Raw genomic sequence first — 24,921 nt, forward strand, 5'->3', positions numbered from 1 at the left:
ACCGTTAGCGGAATCTTCAAATGAATAAAACAACAACAACCCCCGCCTGGCGGGAAAACCGCGAACGTGGCGCTCTGATTGGAATCCTGGTGACCGCATGGGCTTATCGGTTATTGGGTCGGACAGTCGCGGAATCCATCCTTTGGTTTGTGGTGACGTACTTCTTTCTCACCAGCAAATCAAGCCGACAGGCCTCATTTCAATTTCTTAGACAAATGAGAGAATTTCAGAATTTGAATAGGGCGCCTAAATGGACGGATGTTCACCGTCATTTTATTGATTTTGCAAAGACCTCTTTGGATCGAATGGATGTTTGGACAGGAAATACGTCCCGGTATGGTTATACCTTCCAGGGCAAAGAACATTTAGAGCAACTTGTATCCTCTTCTCAGGGAGCTCTTCTTTTTGGTGCCCATTTTGGCAACAGCGACGTTCTGCGCGCCCTGCCTATTCCCCCGGAAACAAAAGTCCATTTTCTCACTGATCAACGTGGGTCCAAAAATTTCTTTTCTGTACTCAAACGATTCTGCCCCCGCATGTTGGACGGAGTTCATGAGTATGACCCACAACGGCCGGAAATGGTTTTGTCTTTAAAAGAAGCCATTGAGCGAGGGGAATTTGTTGGATTAATGGCGGACAGGATTGTGTCTGATCAAAGTCGTCGTTCCCCCAGGATCCTTCGGATTCCCTTTTTGGGGAAATCGGCAATTTTTCCTGAAGCCCCATTCCTTTTTTCAGTTTTATTAGGTTGTCCTATCCTTTTTATTGCCGGCTTACGGCAAACACGGTGGAAATATGAATTGGTTGTCGACCCCATAGGGCATCCTGTGGGATGGGGAGACGCACCCCGGAAAGAAAGAGACGAGGTCATTTATCAATTGGCGTCTTCCTACGCCAAGAAACTTGAAAAATACTGTGTTCGTTATCCATCGCAATGGTTTAACTTTTTTGACTTTTGGAGAACATCCTCATGATCCAAAAACCGATTGTTCGTGTGGGTGGTTCGGCGGTTTCAATTCAAAACATCGTTGATGTCTCCGCTGGAAAGGCCACTGTTCGTTTATCCCTTGCCCCACAAACGTTGCGTCGAATCAAAGCGGGGGTGGCTTTTCTGGACCGAAAATGGAGGAGTGGTTCCCCGGTTTATGGGGTCACCACAGGATATGGAGCATCCGTCGAACGAACCGTACCTGCCCCATTGGTTCATGAACTTTCTCAGCAAATCTCCCGATTTCACCGGTGTGGATTGGGACGGTTTTTTGATGAAGGAACAACACGAGCGATCCTCTTGGTTCGCTTGGTTTCGCTTGCGCGCGGCTACTCCGGGGTAAGGATCGATGTCTTGGCCCAGCTCTCCGCTTTCATCGATCGGGAAATCCTCCCACGGATCCCGGAGGAGGGATCGGTGGGAGCCAGTGGCGATTTGACACCGTTGTCTTATGTTGCGGCGTCATTGATGGGGGAAGGTCAAGTTATGTTTCGTGGAAGAACGTGTGGAGCTTCACGCGCTTTGCGCCTCAGTGGATTAAAACCTTTAAAATTAAATCCCAAAGAGGGATTGGCGTTGATGAATGGGACAAGTGTTATGACGGCACTTGCCTGCTTGGCACTCGACCGTGCAGCCTACTTGGAACTTTTTTCCACTCGAATATCCGCCTGGTGCGTATGGGCATTGCATGGGAACCCCGGTCATTTTGAAAAAGCTTTGTTCCAGCTGAAGGGGCATCCGGGCCCCGTCCGTGTAGCCGCCCGGCTCTGGAAAGAGACCGCTGGAAAAGGTTTTGCTCACAAACAAAATCTTAACACGATTCGTCTTCAGGATACCTATGCCCTTCGTTGTTCACCCCATATTATTGGAGTTCTTTCGGATGCTCTTCCGTGGATGAAACAACATGTTGAATTGGAACTGAATAGCTCCAACGACAACCCTCTTGTGGATGGGGAAATGGAACGAATTTATCACGGTGGACATTTTTACGGTGGGCATATCGCCTTTGCTATGGACTCCCTTAAAACCGCTGTGGCTAATATTGCCGATTTAATGGACCGGCAAATGGCCCTACTGGTGGATGTTAAAAGCAATCGAGGACTCCCGGCAAATTTGTCGGGAGCCAGTGCGAATCGAGTCGCTATTAACCATGGGTTTAAGGCCGTTCAAATTGGGACTTCCGCCTGGACAGCAGAAGCCCTTAAACATACCATGCCTGCCAGTGTGTTTTCCCGTTCCACCGAATGCCACAACCAAGACAAGGTGAGTTTGGGTACTATCGCCGCGCGTGATGCCCTGCGGGTATTGGAATTAACAGAGCAAGTGGCTGCGGCGGTATTGTTGGGTGCGGTACAGGCGGTTGAGATTCGTTTAAAACATCGGGAAATCATTGTTTCTCATCTTCCCCCAGCACTCTCCGATCAGTTACGGGAAATTCGAAAGTCGATTCCCTTCCTTGAAGAGGACAGGCCCTTAGATCAGGACCTCCTTCACGTCATCCAAGCCATCCGATCAAAACAGTGGAAACTATGAAAAAGACATTCACCGCTAAAGCCACCGACAATCCCTTACCCAAACGTCGCCAATCTGAAAAAGTTAAATTAACGGTCCCCTTCCATGATGTGGACAGTCTGGGTGTGGTTTGGCACGGCCATTATTATAAATACTTTGAAATTGCACGAACGGCTTTTTTTAAACGGCGAGGTTTCGATATTTCTGAAATGGAATCTTCGGGTTATGTCTGGCCTATTATTGAATCCCATTGCCGTTATGGAGCACCGTTACGATACGGCATGTCCTTTGAAGTCACGGCGACTCTTTGCGAGGTGGAACATCGCGTGAAGTTTCTTTATTCCATTACAGATCGAATGACCCGTTCCTGCTTAACCACGGGGTACACGATTCAGGCAACTGTTCATCGCCGAACAGGGACCCTGCGCTTAACCACCCCACAGGTTTTGTTGAGACGGTTGCAATAAACTTCGAATGAAACGTCAATCCTGTTTTCTTTATCAGGCCCTTTTGGTTAGCACTCTCTGTTTCGGTCTAGTAAAGCCCGTTTTATCGTTTACCGAGCAAGAATTGTTTTCTTCTCCCGTTCAAGGGGAAACCGTGTCCGCCCATTTCCAATTCGTCATCGAATCGTTGTCAACGGTTCGCTTCGTTCGGGCCGACTATTCTGAAACTAAAAAAATGAAATTATTATCTCACCCTCTCCAATCCAATGGAAAAATTATTTTTTCTCCAACACAGGGTCTGTATCGAAAAATGGAAAAACCTTTCTCAATGGAAATCCTTATTAACCAACAGGAGTTTGTACAACGGGATTCCATTGGAGACATAAATAGAGTCCATATTAAATCGGTGGCTCCTGCCAAGGCTTTTATTAATTTCTTTGTTTCTCTTTTAGGCGGGGACCAAAAGTATTGGAAAACTCATTTCGATGTTTATTTCCTTGGAACTCACGAAAACTGGTGGATAGGTTTTTTAACCAAACGGGAGAGTCCAATCGCTCGCCATTTGAGTCGAGTAATCCTGCAAGGAGAAGGAGCACAATTTAATGTGGTTACCTTAGTTGAACAAAATGGTGATCGAACGGTGACGACCTATTCCCAACAACACATTAAGACTAATGGAGAAGTCGAGTTCCCCGATGCCGAAACCTTCCCGTCCTTTTAAAATCCCTAAGAAATACCTTGTTTGGATATGGGGAATCCTGATGTTGGGTATGGTTTTTTTCGTCTTCTTTCGAATGATGGGGGGACCGATTACAGATACCGGACTCCTCTCATTGTTACCCAAGTCTGAACAAAATCCTGTTCTGGCAGACACCAACGAACTTCTCTCGCGTCGAGCCAGCCAAATAATGGCCTTTGTTATTGTTCATTCGGATTCTGAATCAGCTCAAAGAATTGCCGATCAATTCACGGACGAAATCCAAGCCTCCGGATTAGTCAAATCGATTTTGACGGGTGGATCCTCAGAAATCCGAACCTCTTTTTACGATCTCTATTTCCCAATGCGGTATCAGTTTATTGCCCAAAAAGACCGCGAAACCCTTCTGAGCACAGAGGGAGTGGATCTGTTGATCCATCGTTTAAAAATCAACCTCTTTACTCCAGCGTCCGCTTTCGTTTCCGGCATCATTCCGGAAGATCCGTTTCTGTTTTTTATTGAATACCTTCGGGGTTCATTGGAGTTTATTAATCCATTTGAGAGTAAACCCACCCCCACTTCTGGGGAAATCAAAGAGGGGGAATCTCACGTTTTTATTGCTTTGGAGTGGAATGCCGACACCTTCAACGCGCGAAATCAAGACCAAGTCTTTGAATGGGTTTCCGATTTCAAAAAGGGCCTATCGGATCGGGGCACGGGAGCTAAATTGTATTCAACGGGCGTTTTGTCTTTTGCCCGAGCGCAAAGGGTTCAAGCCCAAAAGGAATTGTTTCTTATCAGCCTGGGATCCTTTGCAATCGTTCTGTCCCTTGTATGGATTGTATTTAAATCGCCTACCACAATGGGAATTCTATTGATCCCCGTTTGTATGGGATTTGTTGCGGGTTTGGCCACGACTTTGGCTTTGTTTGGCCGAATCCATATTGTCACGCTCACCTTTGGCACAACATTGATCGGATGCGCTATCGATTACCCGATCCATTACCTTGCCCACCGATCTTTCGGGCCATTGAAACAAGACCCCATGGATACGCTCCATCGACTGGGGCCGGGCTTATTTATGGGTATGGTAACGAGCGTTATGGGGTATATGGCTCTGGCGGCTGCGCCGTTCCCTGGCTTACAACAAATTGCCGTATTTTCTTCTGTGGGACTTGCGATTGCCCTTTTAACTGTTTACGCTTGGCTCCCACATCTTTCCACCCACATGGGGATCCCTGGAGCCCTCCCTCATTTCCATAAAGGAGTGGGGCTCTATTTTTCTTTGTTTTCTCGTTTTTGGAACAGAAATGCACCCAAGAGAAATGCCGCCATCTTTTTTTGCCTCTTTCTTGGAATTGGAATTGGTTTAAGTCGAACGCACTTTAACGACGATATTCGACGACTCCAAAACAACATTCCTGCACTTCTCCAAGAAGACGCACGCGTCCGACAGTATGGGGATTTTGGTGGAAACCGCTTCATCTTGGTGGAGGCCTCAACAGAGGAAGAGCTACTTAAACGGCAAGAAAGTCTTTTTAATCGTTTGACCGTATTGGGTCGAAAAGGAGATCTCTCTTCTTTTCAATGCTTGGCTCCCTTTATTGCAAGTTTTGAACGACAGGATTCAAACGCCCAATTGATTCGATCAACGTTTCTAAAAAAGGAACTCCATGTTCGTCAGGAATTTAAGAAAATAGGATTGTCGCCTTTCGTTGCGGATCGATTTTTTAATGATCTGCGCCAGCCCCCTCTTATTTTTAAACCTGACCAATGGCTCGGCAATCCTGCGTCAGAAAGGTTTCGTCACTTGTGGATCGGGAGGACCCCCCATGGCTACGCCAGCACCGCCTTGGCTGGTGGCGTTACCAATAGCGCAACCCTCGCAAGGGAGCTCCACGGGATGCCTGGTGTTCGTTTATTTGATCAGGTGGAGGAATATTCGAATCTTCTTTCTCGCTATCGAACGAAAAGCATGGTGTTGGTGGTGGGGGCCGCTTTTGTGGCGGGTTTATTTCTCCTCTTTCGATACGGAATCCGGGGAGGGGGATACGCAATGATCCCGCCATTGTCAGGCGTATTGATTGCATTTTCGGTTTTAGGATGGTTGCATATTCCACTCACTATCTTTCACACGCTGGCTGCCGTTCTTGTCATGGCCATGGGGATGGACTACACGATCTTTTTCCTTGAGGCGTCTCGTTGTCCTGAACTAAAGGAACCGTCTTCATTGTCCGTGTCTTTGAGCGCTTGCACAACAATGGGGTCCTTTGGCCTGCTCAGTTTATGTGGAACTCCCGCTATATCGGCACTCGGACAAACCGCCTTCCTTGGGTTGTTGGTTTCTTTTTTCCTTTCACCTTTACCGCTCATCGCTGGTCAAAGAAAGTCCGAATCATGACGCCTCCTCACTATGTTTTATCCGCCCTGGGAATGGTGAACGCTCTGGGAATTACTACGGACCAAATTTGGCATTCCCTTATTCAGGGTGAGCAGAAAGGCTTTGTTCCCTTGGGCGGCCCCTTATCAAAAAACAATGTTCGGGTTGGTCGTGTCCCTATAAATGAAAAGGATGTGGTTTTCCCAGAGGACCTGACCCTTTATCATTGTAGGAATAACGCGCTGGTATTTACGGCATTCGAGCAAATTAAAGAAAAGGTGACGCAAATTGTTTCATCCTATGGTGCCCATCGCGTGGGGGTTGTTTTGGGTTCCAGCACGTCCGGTGTTGGAGCGACAGAAACAGCGTTCGCGATCCGTCGGGGCCAAGGAGAATTCCCAAAAAAGTTTCATTACGTGCAACACGAATTAGGCGGAGTTTCTGAATTTCTTGGAAAGCTTGCGGGGATTCGTGGCCCCACATACACCCTTTCAACAGCTTGTTCATCCAGCGCCAAGGCTTTCGCTTCGGCTCGCGCTTTATTGCGGGATAATTGGTGCGATGCTGTGATTGTTGGAGGGGCGGATTCCTTGTGTCGGCTGACCGTCGAAGGATTTATGGCCTTGGAGGCCATTTCGCCTAAACCATCAAATTCCATGAGCAAAAATCGGAATGGATTTGTTGTCGGTGAAGGGGCCGCCTTATTCGTTTTAGAGAAGCACGGCCCAGGCATAGAATTATGGGGGGTGGGCGAAAGTTCGGACGCCTATCACATGTCGGCCCCTCGGCCCGATGGGGGGGGGGCCATGAACGCGATGACGCGGGCACTCCAAGATGCGCGTGTATCGAAAGATCAAATTCGATATATTAATCTACATGGGACTGGGACCGTTTTAAATGATCAAATGGAAGCTCGTGCCGTGGCGGAATTGTTCCCGAAAGTTTCGTGCAGTTCAACCAAAGCGATGACAGGTCATACTCTGGGGGCGGCTGGGGCCATGGAGGTTGGATTGTGTTGGCTTACCTTAACCCACGCGTCTGAAATGAACGTTCTTCTCCCGCCCCATTTATGGGACGGCCACCCGGATGAATCGCTCCCTCTTTTAAATTTGGTTAGAGTGGGAGATTCCATTGATTTGACAGAAAAGGTTGCTTTCTTAAGTAATTCTTTCGGCTTTGGTGGAAGCAACTGTTCTGTGATCATTGGCCAAGGTGATCCGCGATGAAAAGGGATACGCCTTCAGTTTTCTTGAGAGCGTGGGCAGGATGGATCCCTGGAACCTTTACTAAAAATGAATGGAATCATTTATTTCATCAGCCTAAGATTTCGATGGAACAAAGCCCGGACCCTGTTATCCATGAAATTCCATCCCTGATGCGTCGGCGAATGGGTAGAGTCAGTCGCATGTCAACCGCGGTGGCATTGGTTTGTTGTCAAGAAGGGGCGGTTTCCCCAAAAAATGTCCCACTCGTTTTCGCCTCCCGCCATGGGGAAATGTCCGTTTTAATGGAATTACTTTCTCAGATGGCGGAAGGAGAACCTGTCTCCCCCACGGGTTTCTCTCATTCGGTTCACCATACTTCCGGGAGTTTCTTCAGTATGGCCACAGGGAATGAAAGGGCACTTCGATCCGTGGCAGGGGGATCTTGTTCTTTTGGTTATGGATTTTTAGACGCGCTGGGCCTTCTTCGCGAGGAGGGGAATGAAGATGTTCTGTTCGTGGTCGCTGATGATAAGGTCCCCACCATTTTTGAACCCTTAGTGGATGAGGAGAGAATCCCCTACGCTATTGCCCTCCTTTTGTCGAGGGCCTCTATTGGGAATGGGGTCCGTCTCTCTTTTGAATTATCATCACCTGAAAATGGAACATACCGGCCCCCACCCGTGGAATGCTTTAGTGGGGTAAACGGTTTAGATTTTCTGCGCTGGCTCGAGGGTAAGGAAAAATCATTTGAATTATTGGTAGGCGGGCATTTGTGGCACTGGTCCAAATAGATTTCCCACTGCCCGCTGAAACTGTTGTCCCACATAAAGGGAGGATTTCTCTCCTTCGAAATGTTTTATCCCACAACGAAAATGAAACAGTCTGCGATGTCCTTATCCATCCGGACTCTCTTTTTCTTGAGAATGGGGTTTTGGGCGCGTGGGTTACTCTCGAATACATGGCCCAGACAGTCGCTGCCCACGCCGGGGTGGTCGCTCGAAAAAATGGGGGCCACCCACAGATCGGGTTCTTGCTTGGGGCAAGACGATTGGAACTCCATACGCCTTTTTTTAGAATGGGGGAAATCCTTCATGTTCACGCCAAACATTTATGGGGGGAGGGTGAACTTTTTTCGTTTTCTTGTACGGTTTACCTAGGGGGGGGGGGGGGACCTGTTGCCTTAGCTGAATTGAATGTCTATCGTCCTGCCCATATGGAGGAGTTACTTCAGGGGGAAAAATGACCAGACGACGTATACTCGTTACCGGTTCGAGTGGTGAGATTGGTTCATCTATTGCGCGATGCGCTGCCAAAGCAGGATTTGATGTGACGCTGCATTCCCATTCTCGGCGCGCTATTGTCGAAAGGATAGCCGACGAAATTAAAGAGATGGGGAGAAACGTCGACCTTCTTTCTTTTGACGTCACCGCGCGTGCTGAGGTGGGGGATGTCCTAAACAAAGACATCGAAAATCACGGAGCCTTTTGGGGAGTTGTTTGCGCGACGGGGGTTATTGCGGATGGTCCTTTCCCTGGGATGAGTGGGGTCGATTGGGACCGCGTTATCAGGACAAACTTGGATGCTTTTTATAATGTTCTTTTTCCCCTGGTCATGCCCATGATCCATTTAAAAGAGGGCGGAAGGATTATCACATTGTCCTCCGTATCGGGGATGATCGGGAATCGGGGTCAAGTGAACTATTCCGCCGCAGAAGCGGGAATTATCGGGGCAACGAAAGCCCTTTCAAAGGAATTAGCCAAGAGACAAATTACTGTAAACAGCGTTGCCCCTGGGCTGATAGATACCTCCATGGTGTCGGATGAAACGCGTGAAGAAATTGTTCCCCATATTCCCATGCGACGACTCGGTCGTCCGGAGGAAGTCGCGGCCACAGTGAATTTCCTATTGTCAGAGGGAGCGGCATACATCACGGGTCAGGTCATTTCTGTAAATGGAGGGTTGGTGTGAAAAAACGAGTTGTTGTCACTGGAATGGGAGGGGTCTCCCCGATTGGAAACGATTGGCCCAGTGTGAGGGAATCTTTGAAAGGTGGAATCTCTGGTGTGCAACTGAACAACGATTGGGCCCATTGCGAAGGGCTCCAAAGCCGCCTTGCTGCGCCGTGTCAATTTTCAACTCCACCCGAATGGGAAAGAAAAAAAACACGGACCATGGGGCGAGTCTCCTTGTTGGCCGCTAAAGCCACTGAAGATGCCCTTCGCGTAGGGGAGTTATTGGATCATCCGGCATTGACCGATGGATCTTGTGGTGTGGCCTTTGGATCAACTTCAGGCTCCCCGCCTGCCATTGAAGATTATTTCCGCGCCTTAGCCATGAATAAAAGTTTAAAAGGGTTATCCCCCTACACCTACATCCAGTTAATGAGTCACACCTGCGCCGCAAACCTTGCCCAGTTTTTTAAAATCAAAGGACGTGTTATTCCAACCTGTTCAGCGTGTACTTCGGGCAGCCAGGCCATTGGATTTGCGTTTGAATCGATTCGAGATGGTTATCAGCAGCTAATGATCGCTGGGGGGGCAGAAGAATTACATTTAGCGGCTGTTGCTGTTTTTGATGTGATGTTTGCAACTTCCACTCAAGACCAACCCCCTCTTCGATCCCCAAGACCTTTTGATGCAGCCCGGGATGGACTTGTCATTGGGGAAGGAGCTGGGGCTCTTGTTTTAGAGGAGCTTGAACATGCCCTAAATCGGAAAGCTCCTGTTTTTGCCGAAGTCGTTGGGTTTGGGACCAATAGCGACGGAGCGCACATCACCAACCCCTGTTCGGATGGAATGGAACAAGCGATGAGACTTGCTTTATTAGATGGGAATCTTTCCATAGAAGACATTGGATACATCAATGCCCATGGCACCGCTACCGAATTGGGAGATATCGCCGAATCGTTAGCCACCAGTCGCTTATTTGGAAATCAAAAACCAATCAGTTCTCTAAAAAGTTACATGGGGCACACATTAGGCGCCTGCGGCGCTTTGGAAGCTTGGATGGGTATTCAGATGTTGAGGGAAGGTTGGTTTTCTCCTACACTTCATTTAGAGACCGTTGATGATCGGTGTGGGAGGTTGGATTACATTCAAAACAAACCTCGACAAATAGTGACAAATTACTTCATGTCGAATAACTTCGCTTTTGGTGGAGTTAATACTTCATTGGTTTTTAAGCGATGGAACAAATAGTTAAGCGGGGATTTTGTTAATCAATTTTTCAAGGGGGAAAGAACCATGTTAACAATACGAGTTCTGGGTGTTTTGGTAGGTGGAGTTCTCTCTATCCTTTTTTTGGGGGGGAGATATTGTTGGGGAGATTCATCGGTTAATACGGTAGGACAAACGTGGGTGGGAGGGACGGGAAACGGGGAATGGTCTGCGGATGAGAATTGGAACTTGGGCGCTCCGGCGGACGGGGATACAATCCATTTTTCGGGAAACGCCACCGGGAATGTCAACGATTTTTCTAATCTGAGCCTCGAGAAGATCTTTTTTTCTTCCGGGGCAGCTTCCTTTTCTTTGGCAGGGAACACGGTCACGTTTTCGGGGGACGACAGAACCATTGAGAACAACGCTTTGGAGACCCAGAGGGTGGGGTTCACCGGGCCCTTGGTCGGGTTGGAACATATTGCGGCCAAGAGTGGGACCCTTGTCATCAACTCGACCATCACCAGTCCCGGGGCCCGCTTTACCGTTTACGGCGGGGCTAACGTTATTTTTAACCGACCGTTGCTGGGCCTCGAATATCTTGCTGTCACGCTGGCTGACGAGGTGTGGTTTAATGCGGCGGTTTCTACTTCGGTTTCTATTGATAATGCCACGGTTGTGATCAACTCCAACACCCAGTTGCCCGCGGCCGAAATGACGTACGGGGCTATTCTGAAAATCGTATCGGATGTGACCATCGGAGGGGCTTTGACTCTGGTGGAGGAGGGATTTCCACAACCCACCGGCCCCGTGATTGATACCAACGGGTTTAATTTAACAGCCGCTGGGGGGATCAAGGACGGGGGGCAGGAATTGCGTCCTGCGGGGTTAACGAAAACCGGGAACGGTGTTTTGATCGTTTCTGGCGACAACACCTCTGACGGATGGAGTGGCGGAACGGTGATCGAACAGGGAACCGTAAGGGCGGGTACGGCCACTGCTTTCCGGGCGGACACTGCTTTTTCATTGGCGGATACCGCGGGGGCTACCCTGGATTTAAACGGTTTTGATTTCACCCTTTCGGAATTAAACGGGGGGGGAACCCAGGGAGGCACCGTTGATATTTCTGGTGCGGGCCTGACGATTCGTTCGGTTGTGGCCAGTTCGTTTGCCGGGGCCATCACGGGGGTTGGTGGGACCCTTACGAAAACGGGTGGGGAAACCTTTACTTTGACAGGAACCAATACCTATTCGGGGGGGACCACCGTCTCCTCGGGAACTCTTCGGGGGAACACCTTGGGATTGCAAGGGAACATCCTTCTTAACAACAATGCCGCAGTGGTTTTTGATCAGTCTTTTGGGGGAGTCTACGCGGGGAACCTTTCCGGATCCGGCACCCTGGAAAAGCGAGGTTCGGGGACGGTGACGTTGACCGGCACCAATTCGTTCACGGGGGGAACCTCGCTTACGGAAGGCGGTTTAGCGATAGGTTCAAACGTTGCCCTGGGGACGGGGGCCTTTACGTTAAATGGGGGGACTTTAAAAACCGATGGGGTTAACCGGACCATTGAGGTTTTAGGGGACTACACTCAAACGGGGGGGAATCTTCAATTGACTCTCTTTGGTCCCGGGATGAATCACGATCGGTTGAACGTAACCGGTGTAGCGAACCGGGGGGGCTTACTTACCATTGGGGTGGATCCAGGTTACCTTCCTGTTGGGACATCGACTTACACCCTGATCAATGCGGGATCTTTCGGCGGTGATATTTATGATTTCACGTCCGGCGGCACCGCGCTCACGTTTCAATTGGATTACACTTCGACCGCGACGGTTCTCACCGCCATCAAGACCCCGTTTGCCTCTTTCACACCTACCTCAAACCAACACGCCGTGGGGAATTATTTGGATGACCTTTATCCCAGCGCGGAGGGCGATTTGAAACTTGTGATGGGCCAATTGAATGTTTTACCTGAAGGGGAACTTATCAGCAGCTTGAAAACATTTTCTCCTCAACCCTATGAAGCGATCTCGAACGTGGGGGCCGCCCAGCGAGGTGGGTTCTCCCAAACCTTATTCAGCCAACTTCATTTTGCCCGGACCACACGGGGCGGGATCCGAGCTTTTGGGTATGATCAAGGACAGTCTTTTTCCCGCTGGGGTCCCTTAACCGCTGCGGCGGGGGCGTCGGATTATGATTATGGATACAAAGATCCCTCCTTGGTTATCGAAACCAAATGGGGTGCCTTTTTGACCGGAGAGGCTTCCTACGCCAGCTTGAAAAATGATGGGGATCTCCCCAATGGGGATCAGATCGCGGGAGGATTCACCACAGGGTTGGATTACCGCTTTTCACCCCATTGGACCCTGGGCCTGGGTGTGGGTTACGCTCTCCTAACCACAAAACGTGGGTCCGACGATTTTAATTTGGATGGACAAAGTTTCACCCCCGGTCTCTACGGGAGCTTCAACCAGGAAACGTATTACGTGGATGGTGTGATGGCCGTTCAGTCCGCGGATTTCACCTCCACCCGAAAAGTAAAAGTGGGCTCGGAGGTCCGCCAGGCAGAAGGGACCACAGGAAGTCTTGCCTTCGCCGCGGGGGTAGAAGCCGGTCGCCCCATAAAAAAAGGGGATTGGGACTTGGTTCCGGTGGCGGGGATCCATATGGCCCGCCAAACCGTTGACGCCTTTAACGAGACAGGCGCCGGAGCCCTTTCTCTCGATGTAAGGGAAAATGTTCAAAACTCATTTGCCACTCATTTCGGGGCACGAATTCAACACCAACTCACGGAGGACACACGTGACCGGATGGAAATCCGTACCGCCTGGCGGCATGAATTCGTTGATCCGTCGTCTCTCGAAGCCTCTTTTGCCGGGTCACCGGGTTCCTTTGCGGTTGCCCCGTCAGGGTCGTCAAAAGAAACGATCCTTTTAGGGGCTGATTTCTCCGCGAGTTTATCGGATTATTTTTCTTTCATCATTTCTTACGACGGGGATTTTGGCGAGACCATTGTGAATCGCCTACACGGTGGATTACAGGTCCGTTTTTGATATGATGATGAGGAACCCAATAATTTCACAAGAGGAAGGCTTATGACTGAACATAAAGAAACCAGTGAGTCCCAGGGAAAATGTTGTTCGGATAAACCAACGTCCCGTTGTTCCAATGGCGTGGGATGCCGCTGTTTTAAAGCATTTTTCTTGGTTCTTTTAGGCTTTTTGGCCGGCTTTTTTCTCAGCCGAAAGTGCCCTTGGAACCCCATGAAATGCAACGTTTCGAACCCGGTGGTTTCCAGATCGGTGACCACAGACGTTCTGCCGGTTGAAACTGAACCCGCTCAATAAGTAAATGACCCCAGTGGAACCAAACGCAAGTCTTTCTTATCTGGGAAAGTTGGCCAGCATGGGCCTTCTTGGGACAGCGGTGGTGGGATTTTTTTCAGCGATTGTGGCCTACATCCTCATTCCCAAAAGGAACCCTGGTGGGTTCTTGTTCGTTTTGTTTTTGGGCATCGCTGGGGCTTTATTGAGCCGCTTTATCTCACCCCGTGTCACGACCTTTTATCTGGCCGGGTTTCAGATTTTTATTACCCCTGTCATCGGGTCTTTTTTAGTTCTTATCGCCTACCGAATCGTTTTCTTGCGGGGGCGATAACGGAAAGAAGAATTACTCTTCGGCAGGCGGAGAGTAGGTGGTGTTTCCGAATGCCAGGAGGGGATAAAAGATAACAGGCATCAAAAAGAGCCCTACCGCATACCCGATTCCCTTCCCAAACCGCTCCGCGACCCCGAGCATTGTCAAAAAACCAAAAACAAGTTGAACCAGGGGGATCAAAAGCAGGAGAATCCACCACCCGGGTTTTCCACCGATCTTCAGCAATACATACAAGTTATAAAAGGGGATCAAACAAGCCCAGCCGGGTCTCCCTGCCTTCGTAAAAACCTTCCACATGGCGACGAACATAAAGACCGCCAGACCAAATAAAAGAAGAGATAAAAACAAATCGCCGGTTGTGTTCATAGTTACCCCTTTGAATGGTGTTCTCTTTCCCCATTAACTTACATCGAAAACGGAATAAATACAACCGCTCATTTAGAGGGCGTTATGAGGCGTTTTAATCGGTTCAAATTTTCTTGAACGCCTGGGTAGTCCGGATTAATTAGGATAATTTTGTTCATTTCTGTTTGAGCCCCGACCAGGTCTCCCGATTGGGCCAATAGGCCCGCCAAATTGTTCCGGGCATCACAACGGACCGGGTTCAGGAGGATCGTGGCCCGATAGGCATCGATGGCTTCCGGCCAACGATCCAAGGCCCGTAGACTTTCAGCCTTACCAAATAGAGCCTCCACAAAACTGGGATCCAAATGAAGTGCTTTTTCGTTAAATTCCAGAGCTTTCGCAAAATGTCCAATCCTCAAATACACAACCGCAAGGTTGGCTAAGGGAGTGGGATCGAATGGTTTTAATCGTTTGGCTTCCTCCAACGCTCCAACCGCCCGTGTAGGGTCGCCCATGGCCAGATAAGCCAAGCCCAAACTGTTCCGGACTTGAATATCTTCTGGATGACGTTGAATCACTTCTTGAAAGAGAGCCGCCGCTTTATCGGGGTATCCCCGGAGGAGTAAATCCCGCCCCCAATTATGCCTCAGCCATGGGGAGGCTGAAAATTGTGCCGAATAGGAATAGTTGAGGGCGTCACTCCCACGAACGTGAATGTTGAATTGAGTCATTCCCATCCAAAAAAGGAGGGGAACCCCCGCCAGCCAGGGGAACCTGGTTTTTGAAATCCAGATAATGAAGGGTCCATATACGGCGATGCCCGCTAAATAGACCCAATGCTCCAACATTAATGAATTGGTTGCCAACAAAGGAATTTTGGGAAGGAGCATTAAAAAAAACCACCCCAGACATAGGAGCGTCTTTCCCCGCCGGCGGGGGGAGGCAAACCCCCAGACCAATCCCACCACCCCCAAACACAACAGAACAATGGCCTCCCCACCGGGCACGGGCTGGTAGCGATGGGAATGAAGGTTCCAGGGGACGAAAAGAAGTCGAATATAGACAAAAACAATTTTTGGCGCTTGAAACAGGCAAAACCGAAGCCCTTCCAAAAAACCTGTGGTCGGTGCTACTTCTCCCGAAAAATGGTGCCGAAGAAAAAGATACAACGCAAGCAAACCGAAATGGGGAAGAAGGAGTTTCCACTTCGATTTCAAAGAAAAATTTGTGGCCGCCACGAACGCGAGAACAAAGGGGAGGGCGGCGCCGCTTTCTTTAGAGAGAATTGCCAATGGCAAACAAAGGAAGGACAAAACCCAACCGGACCGGGTTCCCTTTACCCACCCCCACACCCCAAGGAGAACGAAAAAACTGGATAACAATTCGGCCCTCCCAGCCACGACCATCAATTCCTGAACAATGATGGGATGGACAGCAAAAGCGCCCGCCACCCAAAACGCCGAATCACGTGAAAAACGAAGTTCGCCCAACACCAGGAAGAGTACCGCCACATTGAGAATATGGATCAGGAGATTGGTGAGATGGTATCCCCATGGACGGATCCCGTAGAGAAAAAAATCCACCATATTGAGCAGGGTTTGAAGAGGTCGGTAATAGGGAATTCCCTGATTAAAAACATCATGGGTAAACGTGTGTTTGAGGTTATCCCACGTCCATCCCATAATGTGAGGGTTGGACAGGATCATTTGGGGGTCGTCCCACATAAACGGAACCCTCAAGACGGGCCAATAGGCCAGGAGACCTAAAAGAGCAAGAAAACCCAAAAGAACGGATCGCGAGCTCGTTTCCAATGGATTATGCGATCCCGTCCCTGACACCGACATGCTGTCCCCCAGTCGTATTTGCAATTCATGTTACTCTATTTTTTAATTGGTTTGATGGTATAGGAATCACACGGGTTTAGACCGCGGACAGCGTCAGCTGGGGAACCAGCCAATCGATCCTACTCCACTCGCTTCGCTTCAAGTGGATCCATTGGTGTTCGCCCCTGAGAATGGTTTGATCTCTTTTCGGTGGGGAATATCCATAGAGAGCTCGACACCCATTTCATCGTGAACACGCTGGATGACGCAAAGAGGAACAGGAACCCCATAAAAAGGAAATGATAATATTCGAGCCTAGCCGCATCAGGGAAATATGCGGTTTCTTGGTGCCGTGGGTAGTTTCCTTCATGAAGCGGATTTGAAAGAACAAATGGAGGGCACGTTTGAGAGAAATGAAACGGGGATTTGCTTTGACAGATCTTGTTCCCCAGCTCAGTTAATTGATTTGTTGAGAACGTCCCCTCAGCGGCTCAAAAAAGCTTATTCTTGAACGTAGGTAATCTTTGACTTCCATTCCAAACGAAAATCGCAGGCGCTGACGGTGCTGATGTTCATGGTTTCCTGGCACACCATACGTCCTTCGGCTCGTTCCCGGCCCAATTCGAAAGCCGTGGTCATTTCTCCCGTCAGATCAAAACTTCCGCGTTCCCCACCGCACCGCCCCGGACATGGGGCCATAAAGTTGCAGGGATCTTCTGATTCGATTTTTCGTGAGCCTTCTTCATAGAGTTCCTGTTGGGGGTTAAAAACCTTGAATTGGAGGGACACACTCTCCACCGCGGGGAAGCGATCTTTCAATGATCCGCCAGCGCGGGGACCGCGCTCCGATTCGGCACGACGCAAGACCTTTTGTTCGTTTTTGTTGGGGCCGGCGGGGCCACGACGACGTCTGGGTTTGAAGAAAGCGGGCATGGTTTATCCTTTGAGTTTATTTTCCACGAAATTTATCACGAAATGAACCGGGACCTTTCGGTTTGTAATTGAACGACCGACCATCGTTGGGACGTTTGTTCTTATCCCCGAAAGAAGGGCGGCCGTCACGGCGAGGAAACTTATTGCCAAAAGAGGGAGACCCGCCACCGGGTCGGGGTTCCCGATTGCCGAAAGATTCGTCTCGTGGTGGGCGGTTAAACTTGCTGCCAGAGGACGGTCCTCCACCCGTGCGCGGGAATTTGTTGAACGGTTTTCCACCGCCATCCCGGGGCTTGAATTTGTTTCGGAACGGCTGGTTCCCACCGCTGGGCCGGGGTTCCCGATTGCCGAAAGAATCGTCTCGTGGGGGTCGGTTAAACTTGTTGCCAGAGGACGATCCGCCAACCGTGCGCGGGAATTTGTTGAACGGTTTTCCACCGCCGTCACGGGGCTTAAATTTGTTTCGGAACGGTTGGTCCCCGCCAACGGGCCGGGGTTCCCGATTGCCGAAAGATTCGTCTCGTGGTGGTCGGTTAAACTTGTTGCCAGACGACGGTCCGCCGCCCGTGCGCGGGAATTTGTTGAACGGTTTTCCACTGCCGTCACGGAACTTGAATTTGTTTCGGAACGGTTGGTCCCCACCGCTGGGCCGGGGGGGACGACTGTCACGAGAAGGTCCACCCGATTTAAACTTGTTTCGAAAGGCGTATCCCACGTTCGGACGTTTGGCGGGATGATCAACCGATGCGTTCGGGGGGGTAGGGCGCGATTTATTCCCAAAAGATTGCCCCTCTCTGGGTCGGTGGGCCGGGGCAGGGCGTGGACCATGCTTCGGAGGCTTATTGTATTGAAACCCAGGGATCGTCGCCCGGGGGAACGTCACCTGGATAAAACGTTCAATAGCCTTCACAAAAGACCCTTCCATGGGGTCCACCAATAGAATGGCGTCTCCCACACCGTAGGCGCGGGCCGTACGACCCACGCGGTGGACGTAATCTTCCGGAAAGCGAGGCACATCGAAATTGACCACGTGGCTGATGTTTTTTACGTCAATGCCTCGGGCGGCAATATCTGTGGCCACGAGAATCTGGGTACGCATTTGGCGAAAATCGTCCATGGCCTTTTGCCGTTGGTTTTGGGACCGGTTGGAGTGGAGGGTCCCGACCTTATACCCTTCTTCATGGAGCCGATCCGCGATTTTGTCGGCCCCATGCTTCGTCCGACTAAAAACCAACACCGACCGCATTTCCGTTGATTTCAGAAGCGTTAGCAGGAGACCCGTCTTTTGGGACTGGATGACGGGGTAGAGAATTTGGCTAATGCCTTCCGCCACGGTGGAGGGGCGTGCGATTTCAACCCGCAGGGGGTCGTTGGTGGCGAAAGCGGCGATACGTTCCACGTCCGCATGCAACGTGGCCGAAAACATTTGGGTCTGCCGTTTAACGGGAGCGTGCTTCAGAACCTCTTTAATGTCCGGCAGGAACCCCATGTCCAACATGCGATCGGCTTCGTCCAAAACCAGTTGTTCCACATATTTCAAAGTAAAGTTGCCCTGGCGCAAATGGTCCAACAAGCGACCGGGGGTGGCGACCACGATGTTCGCCCCTTTTTGGACCGCCTTCATTTGCATGGACTGGCTGACCCCACCAATGATCACAGCGGTCTTGAACTTGGTATACCGCCCGCATTCCCGAAACGTCCGTTCAACCTGGGTGGCCAATTCGCGGGTGGGGACCAAAATCAAGGCGCGCAGGCCGTCCCCTTCGTGGGTGAGCAAATGGTGAAGAACGGGCAAGGCAAAGGCCACGGTTTTTCCGCTACCCGTTTGGGCGCATCCCAAGATGTCCTTGCCTTCCAAGGCGGGGGGAATGGCCTGGGCCTGGATGGGTGTGGCCGACTTAAACCCTAAAGTGGTAATGGCCCGCACCAGATCCGGATGAAGATTGAATTGTGAAAAAGGCATTAAGCGTCTCCGATTTTATTGAAATAATTAGACCGCAACGACCTTTGTGTCAATTGCGGTTCTGCTTTTGAGGGGGCCACCGAATTGGACCTTGCTCGGGGGAACTTTTGGGGAATGAATACGTAGGTCTAGTGTAATCCTGTTCCCTAAGCGTAGGATAATGACATATTCCATGTGGATCCGATAGCTTGAAATTTTATTTGTTCCTAAATAGAATATACTTCCGTAACCGGATTTGACCTTTGGGAGGAGAACCATGACCAGCGATATTCGCGCCATCAATGAGAAAGTGAAACAAGAGAGTATTTTCGTGGAAGAGGTGTTGGCGGAGTTAAACCGCGTGATTGTGGGACAACGGTACCTCTTGGAACGCATGCTGGTGGGGCTCTTGGGCCATGGGCATCTTCTTCTGGAAGGGGTGCCGGGGCTCGCGAAAACCCTTTCGGTGCGCACCCTGGCTTCCGCCATCGAGGCCCAATTTCAACGCATTCAATTCACCCCAGACCTGTTGCCCGCGGACGTCGTCGGAACATTGATCTACCTTCCGAAGGATGGACAGTTCACGGTCAGAAAAGGGCCTGTATTTTCAAACCTGCTTTTGGCCGATGAAATCAACCGGGCCCCGGCGAAAGTCCAAAGCGCCTTGCTGGAAGCCATGCAAGAACGTCAGGTCACCATTGGGGACACCACCTACCCGCTCCCTGACCCCTTCCTTGTTTTAGCCACCCAAAACCCCATTGAGCAAGAGGGCACCTACCCTTTGCCGGAAGCCCAGGTGGACCGGTTCATGCTGAAGCTGAAGGTGACGTACCCCACCCGGGACGAGGAAAGAACAGTCATGGAACGGATGAGCTTGCCTGAGCCACCCACCGCGCGAAAAGTGATTACATTGGCGCGCATTGGACAAGCCCGGCGTGTGGTGGACGAAATTTATGTGGATGAAAAGGTCAAAAACTACATTTTGGACATTGTGACGGCCACCCGGAACCCGGAAGGACGGTTGGAACGGTTAAAGAACCTGATCCGGTTTGGGGCTTCCCCGCGGGCCACTTTGGCGCTCCATAAAGCGGCCCAGGCCTACGCCTTTTTGCGTGGGCGGGGCTATGTGACCCCGGAAGACATTAAAAATATTGGGCCGGACGTTTTGCGGCATCGAATTATTCTGACTTACGAAGCGGAGGCGGAAGAAAAAACCACCGATGACGTGATTCAGGAGATCTTTAACGAGGTGGATGTTCCGTAAAGCCCCGTCTCCCGGCTTAAAATCCACCGCAGGGCGCTGGACAACGGGGAGGGCGCCAGCTTAAAAATCTCCTGTAGAGGTGCTTGAGCGTTTTCAACCCCCTCTCCCGGCCGGTGAATCTGGCCACCCTCTCCCGCCTGGCGGGAGAGGTAAAATTGAAAGTCCTCTTAAGTAAGGAACGATAATGACATCCTTAACTGACGAAAAACCTCAAGCCACGACGGCGGACGTGCTTAAGCGTGTCCGGACGTTGGAGATTACGGCCCGCCGCTTGGTGAACGACACCTTTGCGGGGCAGTATTCCAGCACGTTTAAGGGGCGGGGGATGGAGTTCTCTGAGGTGCGGGAGTATATGGCGGGGGACGATGTGCGGTCCATTGATTGGAACGTCACGGCCCGAACAGGACACCCCCACATCAAAAAGTTTGTGGAAGAACGGGAGTTGACCATCCTCTTTTTAGTGGACGCCAGCCGCTCGCTCCATTTCGGAACGCGGGACCAATTCAAGTCGGAATTGGCGGCGGAGATCACGGCGGTTTTGGCATTTTCGGCCCTGGCCAATAACGACAAGACGGGGCTGGTGCTCTTTTCCGATCGGGTGGAAAAGTTTATTCCGCCCCGCAAAACCCGGGGGCATGCCCTTCGGTTGATTCGCGAGGTTTTAAGTTTTTCACCCCAACATCCGGGAACTTCCTTAAAGTCTGCCTTGGAGTATTTGAGCCACGTTCAACGCAAACGGGCCGTGGTGTTTGTGATCAGCGATTTTTTGGACCAGGGATATTTGAAAACCTTGTCCATTGCCCAACGGCGGCATGATGTGATCACGGTTCCGGTGGAAGACGGATGGGAAAAACGTCTTCCGGCGAGGGGGCGATGGTTGTTGGAAGACGCGGAAACCGGGAGTGCCCGGGTGGTGGATCCCACACGGGTGGGGGAACGGTTTGACCGGGCCCAACGGGAACGGCGGGAAAACCTGGAACGGGATTTCCGACGGGCTGGCGTGGATTCCATTTTTGTCGAGACCGGGAAACCGTATTCCCCGTCCTTCCTTCGCTTTTTCCGCGAACGGGCCAAACGGATGCACTAGATGAAATATCTCTCCCTCCTATTGCCTTTCTTCTTCGTTGCCTCAACCGCGTTGGCGAAGGTTCGTTTGGAGACAACCCTTGAACCCCGGGAAGCCACCGTGGGCGATTTATTGGTTTTGCAGATTAAAACGGTGGCGGACACCCCTGGCGCTTGTCGGTTGGATTTGGAGAAGACCGCGGGACCTTTCGAAGTGGTTTCCATTTCGTCCGGGCCGGACCGTCTAAGCGGCGATCAGGTGGAACGGGACTTCCAGGTCACCCTGACCTTGTTCGATGTGGGGGTTTCCACTCTTCCGGCACTCACCGTAACTTGCACGGAACAGAAGAAAACATCCGAAGTCAAAACACCTGAAATTCCCGTGACCGTCAAAAGCGTTCTGACCGCAGAATCAAAAGATATCCACGGGCTAAAAGGACGTCTCCGAAAAGTCTGGAACCGCCCGGTGGTTATTGGGCTCCTCATCCTCCTTGTGGTTCTAGCGGTGTTGGTTTGGTGGGTTCGGTTTCGACCGGGCCGGCCGGGTGCAAAACCGCCGGGCCCGCCACCGGTGCCGCCCCATGTTCGTGCGTTAGAAGACCTGCGGCGATTGGAAGAAGAACTTACCGCACCGGCCAAGGTTTTTTACAGCCGGTTAACGGATATTTTGCGGGCGTATCTGGAAGGGGCGTTTCAAGCGCCCGCCATGGATCGGACCACCGCGGAGATCGCCGCGGAACTCAAACTCATCTCCATTTCAACGGACCAACGGATGGGGCTTCGCACGGTTTTAGAAGATGGGGATTTGGCTAAGTTCGCTAAATTGGAACCAACGGAAGAAGAACGATTGGCGGATTTTGAACGGGTTCGAGATTTTGTGGTGGCCACGAAGCCCGCCCCAACCACGGGAGGGAGTAAATGATTTTCGCTCACCCCAAAATTCTTTGGTTTCTGGCCCTCCTTCCCGTGCTCGCTTATTACGATTACCGGTGGGGGTTTTTGGCTCGGGCCAAGGTGACCTTTTCGTCTCTCGCTTTGTTGGGCGGGGGCCTCGCCCAACGGCCCGTGGACCAGATCCTTCGAACCGGGTTACGGCTCCTGGGCCTGGGGCTTTTGATCGTGGCCCTCGCTCGGCCCCAGGAGGGTCAAGAACGACGGGAAGTGACTTCCCCGGCGACCGACATCGTGCTTTGTTTGGACCTGTCCGACAGCATGCGCAGTTTGGATTTTAAGCCCCGTAACCGGTTTGAAGCCGCGGTGGAAGTCATGCGCCAATTCATTTCGTCTCGGCCGGACGACCGCATCGGGTTGGTGTTGTTCGCCAAGTATGCGTTCACCCAATGCCCACTGACCTTAGACCACGGATCTCTTTTGGGATTTTTGGATCAGCTCAAAATCGGTCTCATTGAACAGGACAGGACCGCCATTGGGTCGGCTATTGCCGCCTCGGTGGCGCGATTGAAAGACAGCGAAGCCAAAACCAAACTTATTGTGTTGCTGACAGACGGGCGAAGTAATTTTGGCGATGTGGACCCGGTGACGGCGGCAAAAGCGGCCACCGCTTTCGGCATCAAGATATACGCTGTGGGCGCCGGGGCCCCCGGTGGGGGAACCATTGAAATTAACGATCCCCTCTTCGGGAAACGACTGGTTAAAACCGCTGAAAACGAATTGGACGAACCCACCCTGCGTGAGGTGGCTCAACGAACCGGGGGGACCTATTTCCGAGCGACCGATTTCGATTCGCTGAAACAGATTTATAAGGAAATTGATCAAATGGAAAAAACCGAAGTGCGCGTGGAGACTTACGCGGAATACAAAGACCGCTACTTTTTCTTTTTGATGTTGGGGTTCGTGTTGATCGGGTTGGAAACCCTTTTGGCGACCACCGTTTGGAGGCGCATTCCATGACCTGGGTTTATCTCCCGGGGTTCCTGTGGTCGGTTGTGCCGCTCCTGGCGTTGATCTTAATGGTAGCGACTTTTCGATGGAAATCGCGGGTATTGGCCCAAGCCGGGGACCCTCACCTGTTGGCTCGGTTGATGGACGCTCGAACAGGGCGGCAACAGTGGGTGAAGGGGTTGTTCCTGTTGTTAGGGTTGTCTCTCTTGGTGGTGGCTGTGGCGGGCCCCCAATGGGGTCAGCAATTCCAAGAGGTCCATCGGCGGGGGGTGGATGTGATGATCGCCATGGACGTTTCCACCAGTATGTTGGCGGAAGACGTTAAACCCAACCGGTTGACCCAAGCGAAACGGGAATTAAGTTTATTGATCAACCGGTTAGAAGGGGACCGGGTGGGGTTAGTGGCCTTTGCTGGGACCGCTTTTTTGCAATGCCCGCTCACGCTGGACTATGGAGCGGCACGGTCTCTGTTGGATTTGTTAGCGCCGGATTTGATTCCCCGGCCAGGCACATCTCTGACCGCGGCCATTGATACGGCCTTGGCAGGGTTTCCTTCAAATTCCGCGCGGCACCAGGCCCTTGTCCTTTTGACGGATGGGGAAGACCATTCCAAACAGCTGGACGCCGCCGTGGACCGGGCCGCCAAGGCCGGATTGCGCATTTTCACCATCGGGTTTGGGAACAAAGAAGGTGAGATTATTCCGATCCGTGACCCAAACGGAGACGTGACCGGTTACAAAAAAGACAAAGAGGGCAAAACCGTTCTTTCTAAAATGGACGAGCCCGCACTCCGAAAAATTTCCGCCAAGACCGGAGGCGCCTATTTCCCGGCCACCCAGGGCGAAGTGGAAATCACCAAAATCCTTGAGGAGATCGGGCGCATGGAAAAAAAGGATTTGGACAGCCGCGTGTTTGGCCAGGGGGAAAACCATTTCCGGTTGCCTTTGGCGTTGGCGATTCTCCTTCTTCTGTTGGAATTTCTTTGGCCGGAAGTTCAGCGCCATTGGACCCGGGTGTTCCGGGATATTCGGGCCGGGAGGTTTTTCGTTGGCGTGATTCTTGGCGTTCTCCTCTTTCCCGCACGATCCGAAGCCCTGGGACGGTATCCCCGGTCTGAAGAGTTAGCGCCTTTGGTACAAAAAGAACCGGGCAACCCGGAAACTCAGTTCAACTTGGGGCTGGCCCTTTACATTGAACAAAGCTACGCGGCCGCGGCTGAGGCTTTTGAAAAATCAGCCTCGGCAAACACCCACACCCCAACGAAGGCCGCCGCTCTCTACAACGCTGGCAACGCCCATTACCGCCAAGGGCGGTTGGAGGACGCCATTGAAAAATACAAACAGGCCCTTCGGTTGGTTCCTTCCGACATTCACGCCAAACACAATCTGGAATTGGCCAAAAAACTAGACGAAAAACAAAAAGAAAAAAAGAAAGGCGATGGGAAACCCAAGGACGACAAGGGAGAAGAACCTCAACCCAAACCAGGCCAAATGTCACCCGAGGACGCGGAACGTCTTTTGGAAGCCCTGGCTCAGCAAGAAAAAGAAGCCAAAGAAAAATCTGACAAACAAAAACCTGAAGCGGTGGCGGGAGAGGATTGGTAAGA

The 24,921-nt window shown here is 51.2% G+C and carries 22 protein-coding genes; 18 read left to right on the forward strand and 4 right to left on the reverse strand.

Annotated elements, in window-relative coordinates:
- Positions 1–20 precede the first annotated feature (20 nt).
- The 13 genes from JNK54_07920 to JNK54_07980 are packed head-to-tail and all read left to right on the forward strand — an operon-like array spanning position 21 to position 14,041.
- Positions 21–974: a hypothetical protein gene (locus tag JNK54_07920; protein MBL8024187.1), complete on the forward strand. Its 954-nt coding sequence runs from the start codon at positions 21–23 to the stop codon at positions 972–974.
- Entirely contained in the window at positions 971–2,521 is a 1,551-nt protein-coding gene (locus JNK54_07925) for an aromatic amino acid lyase (protein MBL8024188.1), read from the forward strand. The genes JNK54_07920 and JNK54_07925 overlap by 4 nt, the downstream gene beginning before the upstream one ends.
- Positions 2,518–2,967, forward strand: a complete 450-nt coding sequence (locus JNK54_07930) for an acyl-CoA thioesterase (protein MBL8024189.1) — start codon at positions 2,518–2,520, stop codon at positions 2,965–2,967. The genes JNK54_07925 and JNK54_07930 overlap by 4 nt, the downstream gene beginning before the upstream one ends.
- 7 nt (positions 2,968–2,974) lie before the next feature.
- Positions 2,975–3,667: an outer membrane lipoprotein carrier protein LolA gene (locus JNK54_07935; protein MBL8024190.1), complete on the forward strand. Its 693-nt coding sequence runs from the start codon at positions 2,975–2,977 to the stop codon at positions 3,665–3,667.
- Positions 3,642–6,044, forward strand: a complete 2,403-nt coding sequence (locus tag JNK54_07940; GenBank protein ID MBL8024191.1) for an MMPL family transporter — start codon at positions 3,642–3,644, stop codon at positions 6,042–6,044. The genes JNK54_07935 and JNK54_07940 overlap by 26 nt, the downstream gene beginning before the upstream one ends.
- The gene (locus JNK54_07945; protein ID MBL8024192.1) at positions 6,041–7,249 is read left to right on the forward strand and encodes a beta-ketoacyl-ACP synthase; all 1,209 of its coding nucleotides are present in this window, start codon (positions 6,041–6,043) and stop codon (positions 7,247–7,249) included. Before JNK54_07940 ends, JNK54_07945 begins: the two co-directional genes overlap by 4 nt.
- Positions 7,246–8,019 (forward strand): beta-ketoacyl synthase chain length factor, encoded by a 774-nt coding sequence (locus tag JNK54_07950; protein ID MBL8024193.1) that lies wholly within the window; start codon positions 7,246–7,248, stop codon positions 8,017–8,019. Before JNK54_07945 ends, JNK54_07950 begins: the two co-directional genes overlap by 4 nt.
- Complete coding sequence (locus JNK54_07955) at positions 8,001–8,471, forward strand: 3-hydroxylacyl-ACP dehydratase (GenBank protein MBL8024194.1); 471 nt, start codon at positions 8,001–8,003, stop codon at positions 8,469–8,471. Before JNK54_07950 ends, JNK54_07955 begins: the two co-directional genes overlap by 19 nt.
- Positions 8,468–9,196, forward strand: a complete 729-nt coding sequence (gene fabG, locus JNK54_07960) for a 3-oxoacyl-ACP reductase FabG (GenBank protein ID MBL8024195.1) — start codon at positions 8,468–8,470, stop codon at positions 9,194–9,196. Before JNK54_07955 ends, fabG begins: the two co-directional genes overlap by 4 nt.
- Complete coding sequence (locus JNK54_07965) at positions 9,193–10,425, forward strand: beta-ketoacyl-ACP synthase (protein ID MBL8024196.1); 1,233 nt, start codon at positions 9,193–9,195, stop codon at positions 10,423–10,425. The genes fabG and JNK54_07965 overlap by 4 nt, the downstream gene beginning before the upstream one ends.
- 45 nt (positions 10,426–10,470) lie before the next feature.
- Entirely contained in the window at positions 10,471–13,437 is a 2,967-nt protein-coding gene (locus JNK54_07970; protein ID MBL8024197.1) for an autotransporter domain-containing protein, read from the forward strand.
- A 42-nt stretch (positions 13,438–13,479) separates the two neighbouring features.
- On the forward strand, positions 13,480–13,731 hold the full coding sequence (locus tag JNK54_07975; protein ID MBL8024198.1) for a hypothetical protein: 252 nt from the start codon (positions 13,480–13,482) through the stop codon (positions 13,729–13,731).
- 4 nt (positions 13,732–13,735) lie between these two features.
- Positions 13,736–14,041 carry a GlsB/YeaQ/YmgE family stress response membrane protein gene (locus JNK54_07980; GenBank protein ID MBL8024199.1) on the forward strand — a complete coding sequence of 102 codons (306 nt, stop codon included), beginning with the start codon at positions 13,736–13,738 and terminating at the stop codon, positions 14,039–14,041.
- Positions 14,042–14,053: 12 nt separating this feature from the next.
- Here the strand turns inward: JNK54_07980 and JNK54_07985 are convergent, their stop codons facing one another.
- The 4 genes from JNK54_07985 to JNK54_08000 all read right to left on the reverse strand — a co-directional run bounded on the left by JNK54_07985 (position 14,054) and on the right by JNK54_08000 (position 19,105).
- On the reverse strand, positions 14,054–14,350 hold the full coding sequence (locus JNK54_07985) for a signal peptidase I (GenBank protein ID MBL8024200.1): 297 nt from the start codon (positions 14,348–14,350) through the stop codon (positions 14,054–14,056).
- 125 nt (positions 14,351–14,475) lie between these two features.
- Positions 14,476–16,254, reverse strand: a complete 1,779-nt coding sequence (locus JNK54_07990; protein MBL8024201.1) for a tetratricopeptide repeat protein — start codon at positions 16,252–16,254, stop codon at positions 14,476–14,478.
- Between the two features lie 456 nt (positions 16,255–16,710).
- Positions 16,711–17,142: a hypothetical protein gene (locus JNK54_07995; GenBank protein MBL8024202.1), complete on the reverse strand. Its 432-nt coding sequence runs from the start codon at positions 17,140–17,142 to the stop codon at positions 16,711–16,713.
- A 16-nt stretch (positions 17,143–17,158) separates the two neighbouring features.
- Entirely contained in the window at positions 17,159–19,105 is a 1,947-nt protein-coding gene (locus JNK54_08000) for a DEAD/DEAH box helicase (protein MBL8024203.1), read from the reverse strand.
- 256 nt (positions 19,106–19,361) lie between these two features.
- Here JNK54_08000 and JNK54_08005 point away from each other — a divergent pair, with 256 nt between their 5' ends.
- The 5 genes from JNK54_08005 (at position 19,362) to JNK54_08025 (ending at position 24,919) form a co-directional block, all read left to right on the forward strand.
- The gene (locus tag JNK54_08005) at positions 19,362–20,348 is read left to right on the forward strand and encodes an AAA family ATPase (protein MBL8024204.1); all 987 of its coding nucleotides are present in this window, start codon (positions 19,362–19,364) and stop codon (positions 20,346–20,348) included.
- A 184-nt stretch (positions 20,349–20,532) separates the two neighbouring features.
- A complete protein-coding gene (locus JNK54_08010) occupies positions 20,533–21,435 on the forward strand; it encodes a DUF58 domain-containing protein (protein ID MBL8024205.1) in 903 nt (300 codons plus the stop codon).
- Positions 21,436–22,335, forward strand: a complete 900-nt coding sequence (locus JNK54_08015; GenBank protein MBL8024206.1) for a hypothetical protein — start codon at positions 21,436–21,438, stop codon at positions 22,333–22,335. It begins immediately after the preceding gene.
- Positions 22,332–23,324 (forward strand): VWA domain-containing protein, encoded by a 993-nt coding sequence (locus tag JNK54_08020; protein ID MBL8024207.1) that lies wholly within the window; start codon positions 22,332–22,334, stop codon positions 23,322–23,324. The genes JNK54_08015 and JNK54_08020 overlap by 4 nt, the downstream gene beginning before the upstream one ends.
- Complete coding sequence (locus JNK54_08025; protein ID MBL8024208.1) at positions 23,321–24,919, forward strand: VWA domain-containing protein; 1,599 nt, start codon at positions 23,321–23,323, stop codon at positions 24,917–24,919. The genes JNK54_08020 and JNK54_08025 overlap by 4 nt, the downstream gene beginning before the upstream one ends.
- Positions 24,920–24,921: the final 2 nt, after the last annotated feature.

The sequence above is a fragment of the Elusimicrobiota bacterium genome (genome assembly GCA_016788905.1).
Taxonomy (GTDB): Bacteria; Elusimicrobiota; Elusimicrobia; order FEN-1173; family FEN-1173; genus JADKHR01.

What these genes read in the sequence shown, in the direction of transcription:
- JNK54_07920 (MBL8024187.1), top strand. Translation starts at nt 21, where the DNA reads ATGAATAAAACAACAACAACCCCCGCCTGGCGGGAAAACCGCGAACGT.
- JNK54_07925 (MBL8024188.1), top strand. Translation starts at nt 971, where the DNA reads ATGATCCAAAAACCGATTGTTCGTGTGGGTGGTTCGGCGGTTTCAATT.
- JNK54_07930 (MBL8024189.1), top strand. Translation starts at nt 2,518, where the DNA reads ATGAAAAAGACATTCACCGCTAAAGCCACCGACAATCCCTTACCCAAA.
- JNK54_07935 (MBL8024190.1), top strand. Translation starts at nt 2,975, where the DNA reads ATGAAACGTCAATCCTGTTTTCTTTATCAGGCCCTTTTGGTTAGCACT.
- JNK54_07940 (MBL8024191.1), top strand. Translation starts at nt 3,642, where the DNA reads ATGCCGAAACCTTCCCGTCCTTTTAAAATCCCTAAGAAATACCTTGTT.
- JNK54_07945 (MBL8024192.1), top strand. Translation starts at nt 6,041, where the DNA reads ATGACGCCTCCTCACTATGTTTTATCCGCCCTGGGAATGGTGAACGCT.
- JNK54_07950 (MBL8024193.1), top strand. Translation starts at nt 7,246, where the DNA reads ATGAAAAGGGATACGCCTTCAGTTTTCTTGAGAGCGTGGGCAGGATGG.
- fabG (MBL8024195.1), top strand. Translation starts at nt 8,468, where the DNA reads ATGACCAGACGACGTATACTCGTTACCGGTTCGAGTGGTGAGATTGGT.
- JNK54_07970 (MBL8024197.1), top strand. Translation starts at nt 10,471, where the DNA reads ATGTTAACAATACGAGTTCTGGGTGTTTTGGTAGGTGGAGTTCTCTCT.
- JNK54_07975 (MBL8024198.1), top strand. Translation starts at nt 13,480, where the DNA reads ATGACTGAACATAAAGAAACCAGTGAGTCCCAGGGAAAATGTTGTTCG.
- JNK54_07980 (MBL8024199.1), top strand. Translation starts at nt 13,736, where the DNA reads ATGACCCCAGTGGAACCAAACGCAAGTCTTTCTTATCTGGGAAAGTTG.
- JNK54_07985 (MBL8024200.1), bottom strand. Translation starts at nt 14,350, where the DNA reads ATGTTCGTCGCCATGTGGAAGGTTTTTACGAAGGCAGGGAGACCCGGC.
- JNK54_07995 (MBL8024202.1), bottom strand. Translation starts at nt 17,142, where the DNA reads ATGCCCGCTTTCTTCAAACCCAGACGTCGTCGTGGCCCCGCCGGCCCC.
- JNK54_08000 (MBL8024203.1), bottom strand. Translation starts at nt 19,105, where the DNA reads ATGCCTTTTTCACAATTCAATCTTCATCCGGATCTGGTGCGGGCCATT.
- JNK54_08005 (MBL8024204.1), top strand. Translation starts at nt 19,362, where the DNA reads ATGACCAGCGATATTCGCGCCATCAATGAGAAAGTGAAACAAGAGAGT.
- JNK54_08010 (MBL8024205.1), top strand. Translation starts at nt 20,533, where the DNA reads ATGACATCCTTAACTGACGAAAAACCTCAAGCCACGACGGCGGACGTG.
- JNK54_08015 (MBL8024206.1), top strand. Translation starts at nt 21,436, where the DNA reads ATGAAATATCTCTCCCTCCTATTGCCTTTCTTCTTCGTTGCCTCAACC.
- JNK54_08020 (MBL8024207.1), top strand. Translation starts at nt 22,332, where the DNA reads ATGATTTTCGCTCACCCCAAAATTCTTTGGTTTCTGGCCCTCCTTCCC.
- JNK54_08025 (MBL8024208.1), top strand. Translation starts at nt 23,321, where the DNA reads ATGACCTGGGTTTATCTCCCGGGGTTCCTGTGGTCGGTTGTGCCGCTC.